The following is a 17775-nucleotide window of genomic DNA, read 5'->3' on the forward strand; positions in this document are numbered from 1 at the left end:
GTCAACGCCACAAAATCGAAAACATGTTCGGCAAACTGAAGGACTGGCGCCGCATCCACACCCGTTACGATAGATGCGCCCACACCTTCATGTCCGCTATCTGCATCGCCGCAACCGTGATCTTCTGGTTGTGATCAATGAGTCCTGAGCCTAGGTCTTGCGATATTGCTTAATGAAGTAATGTAGCGTCACTGATGCCAGCACGAGAATGGACTATGGCTAAAGCTCAATTCGCCGTCATGTTCGGCGATCGTTTCGTTCGGGCCATGGCGGCCTGATGTTCAACCGCCACCCCGCACACGAAATTCCTGACACTGCCGTATCGAGCCGATCTGCCGCGAACTGGCGGTCGCCCCTTCGTCGTACCACGAACACGCCGCCCGGCTTGCCGACCCCGCCAAACGGTCGGCCCGTGCCCGGCGCGATGACGAGATCAAGCAGCAGATCGGTCAAGTCCATGAAGCCAGCTCGGGTCTCTATGGCACGCGCAAGGTCTGGCGTCAGATGCTCCGCGAGGGAAACAAAGTGGCCAAGTGCACGGTCGAGCGGCTAATGCGGACCATGGGCTTGGCAGGGGTAAGGCGCGGAAAGACAACGATTACAACCGTCAGCAATCCGAACGCTGCATGCCCGCTCGACAAGGTGAACCGCAAATTCCGGGTCAGCCGGCCCAACGCGCTGTGGGTGGTCGATTTTACCTACGTCCACACCTGGGCGGGCTTTGTATATGTGGCGTTTGTGATCGATGCCTACGCCCGGCGGATTGTTGGTTGGAAAGTCAGCACGGCACCCACAGCCAGTTTCGTCCTGGACGCCTTGGAACAGGCAATTCATGCCCGTAGGCCCGGACCTGAAGACGGCCTGATCCACCACAGCGACCGGGGTGTGCAATACCTCGCCATGAACTACACCCAGCGCCTGGCCGAGGCCAAACTGGTGCCATCTGTTGGCAGCGTCGGCGACAGTTATGACAACGCCTTGGCCGAGACGATCAACGGCCTCTACAAAGCCGAGGTGATCTGGCGGCAACGATCGTGGCCGACGGCATCGGCAGTCGAGATGGCAACCCTGCGCTGGGTCGACTGGTTCAACAACCATCGCCTGTTCGGCCCAATCGGATACATCCCACCCGCCGAGGCCGAAGCCAATTACTATGCAGCCATTGAGAACCTCGATATGGTCGCATGACTCAAACCAAATAGCCTCCAGGAAACCCGGGACGCTTCATTTCCGCATTGAGAGCGTCAACTCTAAGACTTATTGCCGCCTTCTGGACTTCAAGTTTCGCGATCTCGACGCGCGCGCTGTTACCAAACGCCATCAGCAACCTGAAAACAATCACGAAGACTGTCCACATGACTGCCACCAGCCCGATAGAAATCACAGGCAACCAAAAGCGCACAGGCACGACAGCCCGAAAGCCTAACACAAGCGCGCACGCGCTACTTATCCCCGCCCACAGGACCCAAGTTGGGAGCGTACCATTCCTTTTTGCTGCAATGGCCAAAGGCATACTCCAAGTAGCTGTGTGAACCCACATGGTCGAAAATGCCTCAAGAGTATCCTTCAATCAAGCATGAACCATCGCATTATAACGTCGATCCTGGCAAAAAATGGAAATAATCTCAATGTGATATGACCGATCGGAGGTGCGCACTCGTGCAAGGAGATGCGGGCTATGCCCGACGCCATTGCCAAGCATAGCGCAAAATATATCGTTCTCTTCAGAATTCAGCGCGAATAATAAACCATCTTGTCGCCAGGCTACACAGCTAACGGGCCGAAACCCGGGTAATTTCGACGATCGCCTGTCTCATTCGCAACTGGGCACTATTACTATCGGACAGCAGGGCGCGGTGCAGCAGTGCCAGCCGATTCAGCAGTCGTTCAAGCTTTGCACCCCGCCATTTGTGCAACTGCACCATGAGATCGGGCTTGTCGCGAAAGAACACGCGACGTGCCTGAATTTCGGCATCAAGAAAGCCGTTCAGATTGCCGCCCGTGCCAGCCCGGGCCGCCAATTGCGCCAGTTGCACCGCGCGGCGTTCGAAAGCCAGCAGCAGCCCGACCGGATTGATATCGCCCGAGGCCAGCCGACCCAATTCATCGCCAAGCCGGTCGACCATCCCACCCAGTGCAGCATTGACCAGCGGTCCCATGCTGTCATCGATGGTGGCGGTGCCTATGGCCGCGAGATCGGCGGGAGTCGCAGTGCGCGGGCTTTCGGGGCTGGCATCGAGATAGAGCGCCAGCTTGTCGATTTCACTGCGCACGATGCGGGTGTCGAGCCCGGCGGCCAGCGCGATGGTTTCCACCATGGCACCGCCCAGCCGAACGCCGGCCGCATCGGCCATTGTGCGCACGGCCTCACTCGCACTGCGCAAGTCGGGCGGATAGAACACGCTGACCAGCGCATCATCGCGATCGGCGAGCAGCTTGGCCACGCGCGACTTGTCGGTGGCACCGCTGGCGATGACCAGCACCGGCCACCCGGCTACGGGATCGGCAATCAGCGTTGCGATCGCCTCGTAGGCCTCGTCGCCCGACATCGTGACGACAATCAGGCGCTTGTCGCCAAACAGCGATGTCGAACGAGCCTCGTCCGCCAGCCGGATCGGATCACGTTTCAGGTCTGCGCCGGTGAAGTCCTGGCGTTCGGCAGCGCCCAACCGCGCCGCAACCAGCGCCGCCGCATCGGCCGCCCCGGCCTCATCCGCGCCGCAGAAATAGAACACCCTGGCCTGTTGCAGCACACGACCCAGCATCCCGGCAAAGGTCTTTTGCGTGGCCTTCATGGGTGCGGCCCGGAAGCTCCCTGTCGCAGCCGCGTGGCGATCCGGGTCACGATCTGGTTGGCAATGTCGCGGGCCAGGTTTTCCTGCGCGGTCTGTTCGGCCGCGATCACGGCATATTCGCTCGATACGATATCGATGCCGGCATCGGCATCGGCCGTGGCATCGAGCAGGATCGCGCCGGTCGACAGATCGACAAGCTGGTAGCGCGCGCGCATCACACTGCGTTCGCGGCTGACCGCGTTGTCGGGCGTGACGATCATTCCCGTCAGCTTTTCATCCAGCCGCACGTCGAGCCGATAGCGCGCGGTGGTGCGCGCGGCCTCGCCCAACCGGTCGGTCAGGGCGCTGTGCACCAGATAGCCGGCCTTGCCTTCGATCGATGACACAGTGACCGCGCCGACATCGCGCGCAACCACGCCCGCACTGCCGCCGGCATAGAGCGGCTGAAGCCCGCAGCCCGACACCAGCCCGATGGCGCTGACCATGCCGCAAGCCAGCGCCACCAGCGCGGCGCGGCGCAGGATGCGCGGATCAGGCGACAACATTGACCAGCCGGTCGGGCACAACGATCACTTTCTTCACAGCCGCCCCGTCAAGCGCACGCTGCACTTTTTCCGATGCCAGGGCCAGCTGTTCCAGGTCTTCGCGCGACGTGCCCTTGGCAACCGTCAGCGTGTCGCGCAGCTTGCCCTTGACCTGCACCGCAACGGTGACCTCGTCATCGATGAGCAGTGCCGGATCGACAGCCGGCCACGCGGCATCGGCAATCAGCCCGCCCGATGCGGTGCGGATGGTTGCCCAGGCCTCTTCGGCCAGGTGCGGCATCATCGGTGCGACGAGCAGCAGGATGGTATGGATCGCGCGGGTGCGATCGGCAGATGAGGCGGCCTTTTCGGTTGCACCGGTCAGTTCGTAGATCCGCGCGACGGCCTTGTTGAAGCTCAAGGCTTCGATATCGGCGGCGACCGCGTGCACTGTCTGGTGTGTCTTGCGCGCCAGCGCCGTGTCTTCACCAGTGGCGCTGGCATCATAATGGGCAAACAGGCGCCACAGCCGCTGAACAAAGCGTGCGCAGCCTTCGATGCCAGCCTCGGACCATGGCAAATCGCGTTCGGGCGGGCTGTCAGACAGCATGAACCAGCGGATCGCATCGGCACCGTGGCGCGCCACGATGTCGTCGGGATCAACCACGTTCTTCTTCGACTTCGACATCTTGATCACGCGGCCGATCCTGAGCGGCTGATCGGTGCCTTTGACGAACACCTGTCCGTCGCTTCGCTCCACGTCGGCGGGCGAGAAGTATTCGGTAACCGACGATGTCGACCCATCGGCTGCGGTGTGCAGTTTCAGTCGCTCGTAGGTCTCGTGCGTGACCATGCCCTGGGTAAACAGGCTGGCAAACGGTTCGGTCAGGTCGATCAGGCCGATATGCGCAAGCGCGCGGGTCCAGAACCGGGCATAGAGCAAGTGCAGGATCGCATGTTCGATCCCGCCGATATACTGTTCTACCGGCAGCCATTGCGCCACCACCGCCGGATCAAACGGACGATCGGCGGGCTGGCTGGCAAAGCGCAGGAAATACCACGACGAATCGACGAACGTGTCGAGCGTGTCGGTCTCGCGCCGCGCGGGCACGCCGCATTGCGGGCAGGGCACATGTTTCCACGTGGGGTGGCGGGCAAGCGGATTGCCCGGCACCGAAAAATCGACATCGTCGGGCAACACCACGGGCAGCTGCTTTTTGGGCACCGGCACCACGCCGCACACTTCGCAATGCACAAACGGAATCGGCGTGCCCCAATACCGCTGGCGCGAAACGCCCCAGTCGCGCAGCCGCCAAACGGTCTTGCCCTGGCCCCAGCCTGCGGCTTCGGCACGCGCGATCACCAGCGCCTTGGCCTCGTTTACGCCCAGGCCATCGAGGAACCGCGAATTGACCAAGATGCCATCGCCGGTTTCGGCTTCGCCGGCGAACGGCCGGTCGGCCTCCTGCGCGCAGGGTGCGACGACCCGGGTAATGGCCAGGCCATATTTGGTGGCAAATTCGAAATCGCGCTGGTCGTGCCCCGGCACGCCCATGACCGCACCGGTGCCATAGTCCATCAGCACGAAATTGGCGATGTAGACCGGCAGCGTCCAGCCGCTGTCAAACGGATGCAGCACTTCAAAGCCGGTGTCAAAGCCCAGCTTTTCGGCGGTTTCCAGCTCGGCCGCGGTGGTCCCGCCCTGCTTGCACAGCGCGATGAAGGCGGCTGCCTCGGCATTGGAGGCGGCCAGGGCTTGCGCAACCGGATGATCGGCGGCGATGGCGACAAAGCTTGCGCCAAAGATCGTGTCGGGGCGCGTGGAATAGACCGCGATCGGGTCTTGCAGCGGCGCCAGCGGGGCAAAGCTGAATTGCAGCCCTTGCGATTTGCCGATCCAGTTTTCCTGCATCAGGCGAACTTTTTCGGGCCACTTGTCGAGCGCGCCAAGGCCGCTCAGCAGTTCATCGGCAAATTGCGTGATTTTCAGGAACCACTGGTTCAGCTTGCGCTTTTCCACCAGCGCGCCCGAACGCCAGCCGCGCCCGTCGATGACCTGTTCGTTGGCCAGCACGGTCTGGTCGACCGGGTCCCAGTTCACCGCCGATTCGCGGCGATAGACCAGGCCTGCGGCATAAAGGTCGAGGAACAGCGCCTGTTCCTGCCCGTAATAGTCGGGATCGCACGTGGCGAGTTCGCGGCTCCAGTCGAGCGCGAAGCCCAGCCGTTTGAGCTGCGCCTTCATGTTGGCGATATTGTCTCGGGTCCAGCCGCCGGGGTGGACGCCCTTTTCCATCGCGGCGTTTTCCGCGGGCATGCCGAAGGCGTCCCACCCCATCGGGTGCAGCACTTCGTGGCCGATCATCCGCTTGTAGCGGGCCAGCACATCGCCCATCGTGTAATTGCGCACATGCCCGATGTGAATGCGCCCCGAAGGATAGGGAAACATTTCCAGCACATAGCTGCGCGGCTTGGCCGAGGCATCGTCGGCGCGAAAGGTCTGGGCGTCGTCCCAGGCTTTTTGCCAGCGGAGATCGGCGCTGGCCGGATCAAAACGGTCTGAAGTCATTACAACCCTCTACGCGAGACGTGCGTCAGGACGCAACCGGGGCGTTCCCGGTTGATAATGGTCCGGCATTGCGGTGTTGAGGCGCGCGCGCTTAGCCTCGGATCGTCTTGCGGCGCAGGTCGCGCGCGCGGGTCAGGATCACGTCTTCCAGTTTCTGCACGGTGGCGGCTTCGACCGGGGCATCGACCCACACCGAACCCTGCAGCACCTGCCGGCTGGCGGCAACGCGCACTGCATCGGCGCGCAGATCCTGATCGAGGATCGACACCGTCACTTTCATGCGTTCGCCCGGATTCTTCGGGTTGGCGTACCAGTCGGTCACGATCACCCCGCCATTGCTGTCGGTCTGCAGCAGCGGCATGAACGACAGCGTATCGAGCGAGGCGCGCCACAGATAGGCGTTGACGCCGATCTGGGTCACCTTGCTGGGGGCAAGGACCGCAGCTTCGCGCAGCTTCTTCTTGTGCCGATCGTGATGAGCGCAGGCGCCAAGCGAAACGACAAGCGCACCGATAACCAGACCGCGCAGCGCGGTCGATGCGGTGGAACCGAGGGTCTTGGGGCTGGCGCTCAACGTCACTGTCAATCCTGTCCTTCGCTGGTGCGGCGCTTGCAGAGAACTGCGAAGGCCGGCCATAAACCGCAAACGGGCCAAGATGCGCCTGCCCTTTGCGGTGAACCGGGCGCACGACGCACACGATCACCGGGGCAAGGGCGGCACCTGGCCGTTCCTGAATTGGCCTCTAACACCCTGTCGCGCATCGCGGCAAGCGCATTGCGGCAAGTGACGGATCGAGCCGGCTGTGGACTGGCTGCAACAGTGGCGACACGAACCGCCACGCCATGCGCACAGAACTGGAAACATACCGGCTTTAAGACTATATACAGATTCGAAACGGTGCGCCTGGGGCGGATCGGCCTTGTCTGGCAACCATTTGCGGGATCGGGCCGGAACGCGGGCGCAACATCGCAGGGTGAGCAGGATACAATGCGTGCAGCAGGCGGCAAAGCGGGGAAAAACGGCGGGTTCCGCCGGTTTTTGCGCGCGCCCGTCATCAGCGCGGTTTGTGTTCTGGCTTCGGCGATTGTGGCGCCCACGGTGGTCAAGGCTTTTGCCAGTCATGGCGAATCGCTGTCGGTCAGTCTGGCCGCGCGCGGCGCGCTGGGTTCATTTACCCCGGCCTCGGTTGATCCGCGACTGATCGGGCAAAGTTCCTTGCAAGCGTTGTCGCACGGTCATCTGTTCCGGTTTACCCCTGCGGGGATGGACAACCGCCGTGATCGGTCGGTTACCGTGGCGGTGCGCGTTCCCGATCTGCACGGTCGTCTGATCGCATCGCGCGCCCCGCAAGCCGAACCCGGTGCGGGCTTTGCCGCAGTGCGGATCACGCCTGTTGCCTATAACCTGGGTCTGGCGCGCGGATACCAGAGCTTTGCGCTGCCGGCCAACAGCCCGGTGCACGATCTGGCCCGCGACGGCAGCGAATTGCGCGCGTTCTCGCTTGCCACGACGGGCACTGCTTCGGCCTCGGTATCGTCTTCGCCGCGGCTTTCGCCCGATATCGCGCTCGATGAACAATCGGCGCCTGGCCGTACCCCGCGCACATTGGGCACGCAAAGCGATTATCAGGTCAAGATGGGCGGCAGCTATCGCCTGGTGGGCAATCTCGATGTCACGGCGGGCTTGCGCTATGCCTCGGATCGCGAACGCCTGCGTGCATTGACAGACCATCGCCAGGACAGCCAGGCGATCTACGTCGGAACCCAGATCCGGTTCTGACCGCGTCCGTCGTGCTGCGGACACATTTTTTCACGCCAGCGCCGGATAGATGTGCACCGTGTCGTGCAATGCTGTCCCCGTGGCGGCGTTTTTTGCCTGTCCGGAATTGATCTCGACCAAAGCGCGCATTGCCGCATTCGTATAGTTGCCCCAAGGGTTTGGGCGTGGCTTGCCGCAACACCGGCATGGTCGTAGCCTGTTGCGGTGTCGAACCGGGCACAATCGATCGGGGAAAGGATCTGACATGGCGCGTGTGGCGATTGTGACGGGTGGGACACGTGGGATTGGTGCGGCGATCAGCATCGCGCTTCATGCCCAGGGGCGCACCGTGGTGGCGAACTATACCGGGAACGCGGCGCGGGCCCGCGCCTTTACCGAGGCCACCGGCATTCCCACCGCGCGCTGGGACGTAGGCGATCATGAAGCGACACTGGCCGCGGTGACAGCCGTTGCCGAGACGCACGGGCCCATCGACATCGTCGTCAACAACGCCGGGATCACCCGCGATGGCGTGCTGCACCGGATGAGCTTTGACGACTGGAACGAAGTCATGCGCGTGAATCTGGGGGGCTGCTTCAATATGGCCAAAGCCACGTTTTCAGGCATGCGCGAACGCGGCTGGGGCCGCATCGTCAATATCGGATCGATCAACGGCCAGGCCGGGCAATATGGCCAGGTCAACTATGCCGCAGCCAAATCGGGCATCCATGGCTTTACCAAGGCGCTGGCGCAGGAAGGCGCGAAATACGGCGTGACCGTCAACGCCATCGCGCCGGGTTATATCGACACCGATATGGTCGCGGCGGTGCCCGCGCCGGTGCTGGACAAGATCGTCGCGAAAATTCCGGTCGGACGGCTTGGCGAAGCAGACGAAATCGCACGCGGCGTTGCGTTTCTGACTTCGGAGGAGGCCGGTTTTGTGACCGGCTCGACCATGTCGATCAACGGCGGGCAGCACATGTACTGAGTGGCCGCAATGCCGGATCTGTTCCACCCCCCGGTCAAGCGCTCGGTCGAGATCGCCGGGCACAAGACGTCGATCAGTCTTGAACCGCTGTTCTGGGACTGGCTGCGTGCGGCCGCCGTCGAACAGGGGGTGCCGATCAATGCGCTGGTCGCGCGCATCGACGCCGAACGGATCAAGGCCGCAACGCCGCCTGGCCTGGCCGGCGCCATCCGCCTGTGGCTGGCGGCACGCGCCCTGCCGGCGGGGGATTAATCCCCGCCGGTGCGTTCCACGTCTGCGCCCAGCAGCACCAGCTTTTCCTCAAGCCGTTCATAGCCCCGGTCAAGGTGATAGACGCGGTGAACACGGGTTTCGCCTTCGGCGGCAAGCCCGGCGATGATCAGGCTCATCGAAGCGCGCAGGTCGGTGGCCATGACATCGGCGCCGGCCATGCGGTCAACCCCGTGGACAATCGCGGTCCGCCCCTTGGCATCGATATGCGCGCCCATGCGGTTCAGTTCGGGCACATGCATGTAGCGGTTTTCAAAGATCGTTTCGGTCAACACCGAGGATCCCTTGGCCATGCACAGCATCGCCATCAGCTGCGCCTGCATGTCGGTGGCAAAGCCCGGGTAAGGCGCGGTGGACAAGGTGACGGGGCGCAACGGGCCATTGGCGGCAACATGAACGCCTGCGCGCGTCGCTTCGACATGCACCCCCGCCTCGGTCAGCGCCTGGATCGTGGCCGCCATGTCATCGATCCGCGCACCCGCGAGCGTGACTTCGCCGCCGGTGATCGCCGCGGCACAGGCATAAGAACCGGCCTCGATGCGATCGGGCATGACCATATAGGTCGCCCCGTGCAGGCGCGGCACCCCGTGGATAATCAGATCGGACGATCCGATACCTTCGATCTGGGCACCCATCGCCACCAGCAGATTGCACAAATCGACGATTTCGGGTTCGCGCGCGGCATTGTGCAGCAACGACGTGCCGTTGGCCAGCACCGCTGCCATCAGCGCGTTTTCGGTGGCGCCGACCGACACCACCGGAAAGGTGTACGACCCGCCGGGCAATCCGCCATCAGGGGCATGCGCACGCACATAGCCGGCCGCCAGTTCGATGATCGCGCCAAATGCTTCCAGCGCTTTCAGATGCAGGTCGATCGGGCGATTGCCGATCGCACAGCCACCGGGCAAGGACACCGTCGCTTCGCCCGCGCGCGCCAGCATCGGCCCCAGCACCAGGATCGAAGCGCGCATCTTGCGCACCAGGTCATAGGGCGCCACGGTCGAAGTCAGGCGGGTGGCCTGCAAAGTCATGACCCGGCCGAAATCCTCGGGCCGCGCGCCGGCGATCGAGGTCGATACCCCGAACTGGTTGAGCAGGTGTTGAAAGCTGTCGATATCCGCCAGCCGCGGCAGATTGCGCAGCGTCAGCGGCTCGTCGGTCAGCAGCGCGCAGGGCAGCAGGGTCAGCGCTGCGTTCTTGGCGCCCGAAACCGGCACGGTGCCCGAAAGGCGGTGGCCGCCACGAATGATGATCTTGTCCATCGGCGCGATTTACCGAGATTTGACGGCGGCGCAATATCGGCGTGGCGTGTCGCCATCAAGGAAATCGCAGCCGAGGCGGGTAATCAAACCAAAACAGGCACAAAACAGATGTTGCATCACAAGTTTGCCGTCGCATAACGAGCCCGCAACATTTCCAGGGGTATCATCGGGCATGACTGACGCGACCAACCGCAAGCCCATCCGCAAGGCGGTATTCCCTGTCGCCGGACTGGGCACCCGCTTTCTGCCCGCGACCAAGGCCATCCCCAAGGAAATGCTGCCGATCATCGATCGCCCGTTGATCCAGTATGCGGTGGACGAGGCGCGCGAGGCGGGCATTGAACAGCTGATCTTCGTGACCGGGCGCGGCAAAGTTTCGATCGTCGAACATTTCGACACGGCCTTCGAGCTTGAAGCGACGATGAGCGGGCGCGGCAAACAGCTTGACGTGCTCGACGCAACGCGCATCCAGCCGGGCAATCTGGTGACCGTGCGCCAGCAGGTGCCGCTGGGGCTGGGGCATGCCATCTGGTGCGCCCGCGCGATTGTCGGCGATGAACCCTTTGCCATTTTCCTGCCCGACGAACTGATGATCGGCGTGCCCGGCTGCATGAAGCAGATGGTCGAGGCCTATAACCGGGTTGGCGGCAATGTGATTTCGGTGCTCGAAGTGCCGCGCGAAGATGTGTCGAGCTATGGCGTGATCCAGCCGGGCGCGCAGGTGGCGCATGGCCTGACCGAGGTGCTGGGTCTGGTCGAAAAGCCGCGGCTGGAAGACGCCCCATCAAACCTGATCATTTCGGGCCGCTATATCCTGCAACCCGAAGTCATGCGCACACTCGAGGGCCAAGGCAAGGGCGCCGGTGGCGAGATCCAGTTGACCGATGCCATGGCGCGGATGATCGGCCACCAGCCGTTTCACGCGGTGACATTTGCCGGGCGCCGGTATGATTGCGGCAGCAAGTCCGGCTTTGTCGAGGCCACGCTCGAACTGGCGCTGGCGCGCGAAGACATGGCGGCCGATATGACCGCGCTGATCAAGCGGCTAGCGGCCACGCTGGACTGAGCAGGGGGAACCCGGCGCTTGGACCATCGTGCAACCAGGCGGGCACCGTTTTTTGCAACAAACGATGCGCGTCAGGCCGCCTTCCACCGCAGTGGCAGGCGCTTCAGTCCGCCGACAAAGGTTGATTTGGCGCGTGCCGGTTCGCCCGCCAGTTCGATCCTGTCGATCCGGTCTAGCAGCACTTCGAACAGGATGCGCATTTCCAGCCGGGCCAGGTGCAGGCCCAGGCACTGGTGCGCGCCGGCGCCGAAGGCGACGTGGCGATTGGCTTCGCGCGTGGCGTCAAACCGGCGCGGATCGGGAAATTGCGCCGGATCGTGGTTGGCCGCGACATAGTTGATCATCAGCCAGTCGCCCGCGGCGATACGCTGCCCGCCCAATTCGCTATCGGTGGCGGCGGTGCGCATGAAATGCTGCACCGGGGTGGTCCAGCGGATCGCCTCTTCGACAATGCCCGACAACAGCGCGCGGTTGGCCTTGACCAGCGCAAACTGCGCCGGATCCTGTGCCAGCGCCAGCATCGCGCCCGCGGTCGAGGCCGAGGTGGTGTCGTGCCCCGCGCTGGCGGCAATGATGTAATATCCGGCGGTGTCGCGATCGCTGATCGGTGCGCCGTCGATCGTGCCATTGGCAATGACCGAGGCCAGATCGTCCACCGGGCACTTGCGGCGTTCGGCGGCCAGGGCTGCGAAATAGGCTTCGAAATCCTTGACCGCGCCCGCCACGATCTGGGTAATCATCTCTGGCGGCAGGTTCTTGATGCCCGACTGGTTCAGCTCTTCATCCTGCCCGCCGAACATCTGCTGGGTCAAAACCAGCATGCGCTGTTCATCGGATTCGGGCACGCCCAGGATCTGCATGACGACATGCAGCGGATATGGGCTCGACACCAGTTTGGTAAAATCGCCTTCTCCCCCGGCGTCGAGCATGCGCGCCACGCTCGCCTCGGCAATCGTGCGGATCTGTGCCTCAACATTGCGCAGGTTCTTGGGCATGAACCAGTCCTGGGTCAGGCGGCGCAGCTTGGGATGTTTGGGTGCGTCCATCTGCACCAGCGATTCGACAAGATGCGGGCTGCCCCCGGTGATCGCCTTGGCCAGCGCCTCGGTGCTGCGCAGCGCAAACACCGCGCTTTTGGGGTTGTTGAGATAAGTCTGGTTGTCCTTGCTGACCTTCATCACCTCATCGAAACCCGCGATGTGCCAAAACGGTTCGTGGCTGTCATCGGGCGCGACAACTTTGCCAACGCGCAGGCCGTTGTCGCGCAACCAGTCGAACTGGTCGAGCAGCGGGCTCCACGCGGCATAGGCATTGGGATCGATGACGGCGGCACCGATGTGCGGCGGGATCAGGGCTTGGGTGGTGGCCATGGTGGGACGGTCCTTGAATGGATCAGGCGCTGGCGGTTGCGGCGGTCTTGTATTCGTCGCGCAACAGCCGCTTGAACAATTTGCCGGTGGGTTCGCGCGGCAGATCGGCGCGAAAATCGATCTGGCGCGGCATCTTTACCCGGCTCAGTTGCGGTGCCAGCCAGGCCTGCAATTCCTCGGCCAGCGCAGGGCCTGCGGCCTTGAAATCCACCGGCTGCACCACCGCCACCACGCGTTCGCCCATGTCTGCATCGGGCGCACCGATCACCGCGACATCGGCGACCTTGGGGTGCGTCACCAGCAGGTTTTCGATCTCTTGCGGATAGATATTGACCCCCCCTGATATGATCATGAAGCTTTTGCGGTCGGTCAGGAACAGATAGCCGTCGTCATCCTGCCAGCCGACATCGCCCAGGCTGGTCCAGCCGTGCCGGTTGGTGGCATCGCGGGTCTTTTCGGGATCGTTGTGATAGGAAAAGGTGCTGGCGCCTTCGAAGAACACCTGCCCCTCGGTGCCGCGTGGCACTTCGTCACCGTGGTCATCACACACGCGCACAATGCCCAGCAGCGCGCGCCCGACCGAACCCGGCCGTTGCAGCCATTCCTCGCTGGAAATAAAAGTAAAACCGTTGCCCTCGGTGCCGGCGTAATATTCGCGCAGGATCGGGCCCCACCAGTCGATCATCGCGTGTTTGATCGGCACGGGGCAGGGGGCAGCGGCGTGCACCGCGCATTTCAATGAAGACAGGTCGTACTTGTGCCGCACCGCCTCGTCCAGTTTGAGCAGGCGCACGAAATGGGTGGGCACCCATTGGCTTTCGCTGACGCGATGGCGCTCGATCAGTTGCAGCGCCAGTTCGGGATCGAACTTTTCCATGCAGACCACGGTGCCGCCGAGCCGGTGCACGGTCAGGCTCCAGCGCAAGGGGGCCGCGTGATAGAGTGGTGCGGGCGACAGATAGATGGTGTCGGAATGAAACCCGAAGGCCCCGCGCGCCAGATCGAGCAGGCCATTGCCCGCGCCGATCGCGGGATCTTCGGGCAGGGGCACCCGCACGCCCTTGGGCTTGCCCGTGGTGCCCGACGAATAGAGCATGTCCACGCCGGCGCGTTCGTCCGCGATCGGTTCGGCCGGCATTGCTGCCAGCGCGGCAGTCAGGTCGTGCGCGCCGTGGCCGTTCAGCCGCAATTGCGGCAGTTGCGGCGCGGCCTGTAACACCGCGTCGAGCAGGGGGGCAAAGGCCTGGTTGCTGACCAGCAGGCGCGCGCGGCTGTCCTGTGCGATATAGGCAACCTCGGGTGCGGTCAGGCGCGAGGAAATCGCGACATAGATCACGCCTGCCCGCTGCGCGCCCCAGCACAAGGCAAAGAACACCGGATTGTTGTCGAAACACAGCGCGATCGTATCGCCGATCTGCACACCGCGTGCGCGCAGCAACCGGGCAAAGCGATTGCTGGCGGCATCGAGTTCACGATACGTCACCACTTCGCCGCTCGATCCCATGATCACGGCGGGCCGGTCGGGGTGGGTGCGGGCATGGACGCTGGGGTGAAAATGCATCGCAGGTGGCCTCTCGTTGGTGCGCGCGCCGCGTGGCACAGCGCGAGTCTGCCGTTTTCGGCACTGTTTCACGAAGGTTTAACCGTGCGATTAAGAATTGCAACGGGAATTGGCGGCATCGCGCAGCAGTGCACCGCGGGGGTGCAAATTGGCGCTTGCCTGCCTTGCCCGGCCGCTCCACTCTTGCCCTGCAACCGGGAGAGGCGGCTATGACGAGCAACAGAATTTTACAGGCCGGGCTGGCGGGCGCGGCTGCACTTGCGCTGTGCGCCGGCCCACAGGCGGCGTCGGCACAGACGGCACCGCCCGCACCCGCACCCGCAACCGTGGCCGCAGAGGCGGCGCCGGTCGATCCGGCGCGGCTGGCAGCGGCGCGTATCACCATCGATCACATCTTTCCGTCGGGCACTTATGCCCGCATCCTCAGCGGCCCGCTGGACAAGATGATGGACAGCATGCTGGGCAATATCGGGCAGATGCCGCTGGGCAACCTCGCCGCGATGGGCGGTGCCAGCCCCGATCAGGTGGCCAAGATGCCAAAGGGCACGCTGGAAGAGATCATGGCGATCTATGACCCGGCCTATCACCAGCGCATGACGACTGCGACGCATGCGATGATGAACGAAATGCTGGTCCTGATGAACCAGGTCGAGCCCGTCATCCGCGATGGTCTGGCCCATGCCTATGCCGGCCGGTTTACGCTGGATCAGCTGACCGAGATGAACCGCTTTTTCGCCACGCCCACCGGCGATGCCTATGCCAGCAATGCGCTGGTGATCCAGATGGACCCGCAAGTGATGGCCAAGATGCAGGGCTTTATGCCGCTGCTGATGAAGGCGATGCCCGACATGGTCAAAAAGGTCGAAGCGGCGGTCGCCGCGCTGCCCAAGCCGCGCCAATTGTCCGACATGACCCCGGCCGAACGCGCCAGACTGGCCAAACTGCTGGGTGTGTCTGCCGCGTCTCTGAACAAAGAGGCGGCCAAGCAAAAGAAGTGACGTGCCCCGCCGGCCGGGGCAATTACCGGTCGGCGGTGCGGAACACCCGGTTGAGATAGGCGGCGATACGCACCCCCGCCATCGACAGGCGGGTGTCGATCGTCTGCCGGTTCTGCCAGGCATAGGTGAAGGACAGCTTCGGGTCTGCGGGATAGATGGTGTCGCGCAAGGCCACGCTTTCGGCGATCCATGTGGCGGGACGCGGGTCGTCCCAGGCGATCACCTGTGCGGGCGTGATCGCGCGTTTCAGGAACCCGGCCATTTCCGAATACGACAACTGCCGGTCATCGATCATCGCCGAATCCCACACCGCGTGCAGATTGGTCGGCTTGCCGAACCAGGTGACGGCTACGTCGTTGCCGCCGCGATCGCCCGGCCGTCCGGCATGCAGCGGCTGATGCAGATCGCCGATGATATGCACGATGAACCGCAGCGCCAGCTGCTTGTCCTCGCGGCTGGCATGGGGATCGTGCAACGTGGCGGTAAACCGGGCAAGCGCGGTCACCGCATCGCCCTCGGCCGGCGCCAGCGCGGTGGAATAGGGCGTGCCCGCAGGCACTGTCACATAATGCCAGGGTGACGCGGTCTTCTGCCAGAACGGCGCCGGGTCGGAGCGCTGTTCATCGGGCCAGGTCGATGCCTGCGCCAGCGATTCGTCCCCCAGGATCAGCCGCACCTGCGCGCGCGCCACCCCATCCAGATTGTCCTCGGCAATGGCGCCTGTCACCCGATGGCCGATTGGCCCCCAGGCAAAGGCCGGACCCTGCGGTACGAACACGATCGTCGCCGCCACGAACAAGGAAAGGATACGCATCGTGTTGTCTTAACCCGCAATTGTGACGGAACAAGGTGGGGCTGCGCCGTTTTTTCGGCCGAACGGCGCGCCCGCGGCACTCAATACCGCCAACTTGTCAGATCGGCGCCGGGCGGTGCCGACCGGGCGATGCGGTCAAGGATTTTGGGCAGATACTGGGTGTTGTAATGCAGCCGCGAATAGGCGTTGGGCTGGGTCGGATCGCCGTTCCAGCAATGTTCGGCGCGATCGCCATAGGCGACTTCGCCGTCATAGGCAGGCTTCAGCGATTCCAGGCGGTCCTGCGCGAAATAGACGCTGTCGGTCAGGTAATAATTGTCGCCATTGCCGACATAGACATGGATCTTGCCCTTCAGCTTTGGCGCAAGGCTGGCCCAGTCACGCTGAATGATCCACGACAGGTCATAATGGTCGCGCCAGTACGCCACCGTGTCGTGGTCGATTTTTCCGGTCAGCTTGTCGAACACGGGGCGGGGATAGCCATCGGCACCGGCCGGCCCGAACACCGCCTGCCAGATGTCGTATTGCTGGCCCGAACGGCTGTGATCGCCCTGGACCAGTTCCATGTAATTCATGTCGCGCTGGGTTGCGGTCACTTCGCCCAGATAGTTGCGAAATGCCGGCCGCTCGACACGCGACGCTTCGCCTTTCAAGGCATAGGCGTTGTCGTCGGCATAGAGATTGATCAGCGTATAGGCGCGAAAATCGATCGGATCGGGGCACGCGGCAAAGGCGCCGTTGTACATGTCGGGATAGAACACCTGGGTCGCCAGCGCCTCCCACCCGCCGGTCGAGCCGCCATAGGTAAATCGCGCCCAACCCTGCGCCAGGCCCCGGAACCGCTTTTCGATTTCGGGGATCAGCTCTGTGTTGATGGCATCGCCATAGGGGCCGAGATTGGCAGAGTTTACCGCATAGCTGTCATCGAAATAGGGATTGGCGTGGGCGATTTCGATGACCAGGAAACGGGGGAATTTCGCCGAAATCCAGCGCTGGTAGAACGCATAGGCCTCTTGCTGTTCGATCCGGTTATACCCCGCCAGATGAAACCTGTCCGAATAGACCGGCGCCAGGTCGGGATCGGGCGGGGTCGTTCTGAATTCCGAAATGTCTGCGGGAAAATGGCCGTGGAACACCATCAGCGGATAATGCGCAGCGGGGTGCGTGGCAAAGCCCGCCGGCAGCAGCACATGCGCGCCGATATAGACATCGCGGCCCCAGAATTTTGACAGCAATGCGCTGCGCATGCTCACATGCCGCACAAATTCGCTGTCGGCAGGCGGTGTGACCGGCCCCACCACCTGATCAAGCACCAGACGCACGGTTTCAGGATGCGCGGGATCGAGGTGGATGCGCACAGGCCTGGAAAAGAGATTGCCGGGTTTCGAAGCCCATTGCTGGCCTTCGCCCTGATCGGGCGGCAATTTCAGAATCCGGCCGTCGGCCAGGTGATAGGTTTCATAGCGATTGAGCACCGCCTGCACCAGATAATCACCCTCTGGCAGGCCAGACAGCGCGCGCGCGGGCCAGCCAAAGGCGCCGTCACCCATTATCACCGTGGCATCGGGTGCCCAGCCATCGACGGTCTGGCCGAACATGTATGGCGCATCGAGCGGCGCATTGGGCGCGACGTGGCTTTTGGGTTCGCGGTTAAGGTCGCGGCTGACCAACAGGATCAACCTGCCATCGAGCGGTGTAGACACCGCCGTTGCGGGAAAGCTTGCGGCAAAGGTCTCGGCGGCGCGGGCCTGGCCGGCAGTGGTGACGAGCAGTGCCAACAAGGCGGCAAACAAGGCTGG

15 protein-coding genes and 1 pseudogene are annotated in these 17775 nt (G+C 63.2%); 7 read left to right on the forward strand and 9 right to left on the reverse strand.

The window, feature by feature from the left end:
• Both G404_RS19200 and G404_RS19205 read left to right on the forward strand, forming a co-directional pair.
• On the forward strand, window positions 1–134 hold a 134-nt coding region (locus G404_RS19200; RefSeq protein ID WP_036521596.1), incomplete at its 5' end, for a transposase.
• A gap of 187 nt (window positions 135–321) precedes the next feature.
• A pseudogene (locus G404_RS19205) lies at window positions 322–1188 on the forward strand (IS3 family transposase); the annotation flags it as partial.
• A gap of 584 nt (window positions 1189–1772) precedes the next feature.
• Here the strand turns inward: G404_RS19205 and holA are convergent.
• The 4 genes from holA to G404_RS0114680 all read right to left on the reverse strand — a co-directional run bounded on the left by holA (window position 1773) and on the right by G404_RS0114680 (window position 6468).
• Complete coding sequence (gene holA / locus G404_RS0114665; RefSeq protein ID WP_028641757.1) at window positions 1773–2795, reverse strand: DNA polymerase III subunit delta; 1023 nt, start codon at window positions 2793–2795, stop codon at window positions 1773–1775.
• A complete protein-coding gene (gene lptE / locus G404_RS0114670) occupies window positions 2792–3340 on the reverse strand; it encodes an LPS assembly lipoprotein LptE (protein ID WP_051280754.1) in 549 nt (182 codons plus the stop codon). Before lptE ends, holA begins: the two co-directional genes overlap by 4 nt.
• Window positions 3327–5888, reverse strand: coding sequence for a leucine--tRNA ligase (leuS, locus tag G404_RS0114675; RefSeq protein ID WP_028641759.1), 2562 nt, complete (start codon window positions 5886–5888; stop codon window positions 3327–3329). The genes lptE and leuS overlap by 14 nt, the downstream gene beginning before the upstream one ends.
• 91 nt (window positions 5889–5979) lie before the next feature.
• On the reverse strand, window positions 5980–6468 hold the full coding sequence (locus G404_RS0114680; protein ID WP_036521598.1) for a DUF3576 domain-containing protein: 489 nt from the start codon (window positions 6466–6468) through the stop codon (window positions 5980–5982).
• Between the two features lie 408 nt (window positions 6469–6876).
• Between G404_RS0114680 and G404_RS0114685 the strand changes: the two genes are divergently transcribed.
• The 3 genes from G404_RS0114685 (at window position 6877) to G404_RS0114700 (ending at window position 8887) form a co-directional block, all read left to right on the forward strand.
• The gene (locus G404_RS0114685) at window positions 6877–7668 is read left to right on the forward strand and encodes a hypothetical protein (RefSeq protein ID WP_028641761.1); all 792 of its coding nucleotides are present in this window, start codon (window positions 6877–6879) and stop codon (window positions 7666–7668) included.
• A gap of 244 nt (window positions 7669–7912) precedes the next feature.
• Window positions 7913–8635 carry an acetoacetyl-CoA reductase gene (phbB, locus tag G404_RS0114695; RefSeq protein WP_028641762.1) on the forward strand — a complete coding sequence of 241 codons (723 nt, stop codon included), beginning with the start codon at window positions 7913–7915 and terminating at the stop codon, window positions 8633–8635.
• A gap of 9 nt (window positions 8636–8644) precedes the next feature.
• Window positions 8645–8887, forward strand: a complete 243-nt coding sequence (locus G404_RS0114700) for a ribbon-helix-helix domain-containing protein (protein WP_028641763.1) — start codon at window positions 8645–8647, stop codon at window positions 8885–8887.
• Here the strand turns inward: G404_RS0114700 and murA are convergent.
• Window positions 8884–10167, reverse strand: a complete 1284-nt coding sequence (gene murA, locus G404_RS0114705; protein ID WP_028641764.1) for a UDP-N-acetylglucosamine 1-carboxyvinyltransferase — start codon at window positions 10165–10167, stop codon at window positions 8884–8886. The genes G404_RS0114700 and murA overlap by 4 nt on opposite strands.
• Before the next feature lie 172 nt (window positions 10168–10339).
• Here murA and galU point away from each other — a divergent pair, with 172 nt between their 5' ends.
• Window positions 10340–11233, forward strand: a complete 894-nt coding sequence (gene galU / locus G404_RS0114710) for a UTP--glucose-1-phosphate uridylyltransferase GalU (protein ID WP_028641765.1) — start codon at window positions 10340–10342, stop codon at window positions 11231–11233.
• A 71-nt stretch (window positions 11234–11304) separates the two neighbouring features.
• Here galU and G404_RS0114715 read toward each other — a convergent pair whose 3' ends face one another.
• Together G404_RS0114715 and G404_RS0114720 are read right to left on the reverse strand one after the other, a co-directional pair.
• On the reverse strand, window positions 11305–12603 hold the full coding sequence (locus G404_RS0114715; protein ID WP_028641766.1) for a cytochrome P450: 1299 nt from the start codon (window positions 12601–12603) through the stop codon (window positions 11305–11307).
• Between the two features lie 22 nt (window positions 12604–12625).
• The gene (locus tag G404_RS0114720; RefSeq protein ID WP_028641767.1) at window positions 12626–14164 is read right to left on the reverse strand and encodes an acyl-CoA synthetase; all 1539 of its coding nucleotides are present in this window, start codon (window positions 14162–14164) and stop codon (window positions 12626–12628) included.
• Between the two features lie 209 nt (window positions 14165–14373).
• Here G404_RS0114720 and G404_RS19210 point away from each other — a divergent pair, with 209 nt between their 5' ends.
• Window positions 14374–15162, forward strand: a complete 789-nt coding sequence (locus G404_RS19210; RefSeq protein WP_051280756.1) for a DUF2059 domain-containing protein — start codon at window positions 14374–14376, stop codon at window positions 15160–15162.
• 22 nt (window positions 15163–15184) lie between these two features.
• Here the strand turns inward: G404_RS19210 and G404_RS0114730 are convergent, their stop codons facing one another.
• Complete coding sequence (locus tag G404_RS0114730) at window positions 15185–15976, reverse strand: S1/P1 nuclease (RefSeq protein ID WP_028641768.1); 792 nt, start codon at window positions 15974–15976, stop codon at window positions 15185–15187.
• A gap of 80 nt (window positions 15977–16056) precedes the next feature.
• Window positions 16057–17754, reverse strand: coding sequence for an alpha/beta hydrolase (locus G404_RS0114735; protein ID WP_211230793.1), 1698 nt, complete (start codon window positions 17752–17754; stop codon window positions 16057–16059).
• Window positions 17755–17775: the final 21 nt, after the last annotated feature.

This window comes from Novosphingobium acidiphilum DSM 19966 (genome assembly GCF_000429005.1).
GTDB classification, from domain to species: Bacteria; Pseudomonadota; Alphaproteobacteria; order Sphingomonadales; family Sphingomonadaceae; genus Novosphingobium; species Novosphingobium acidiphilum.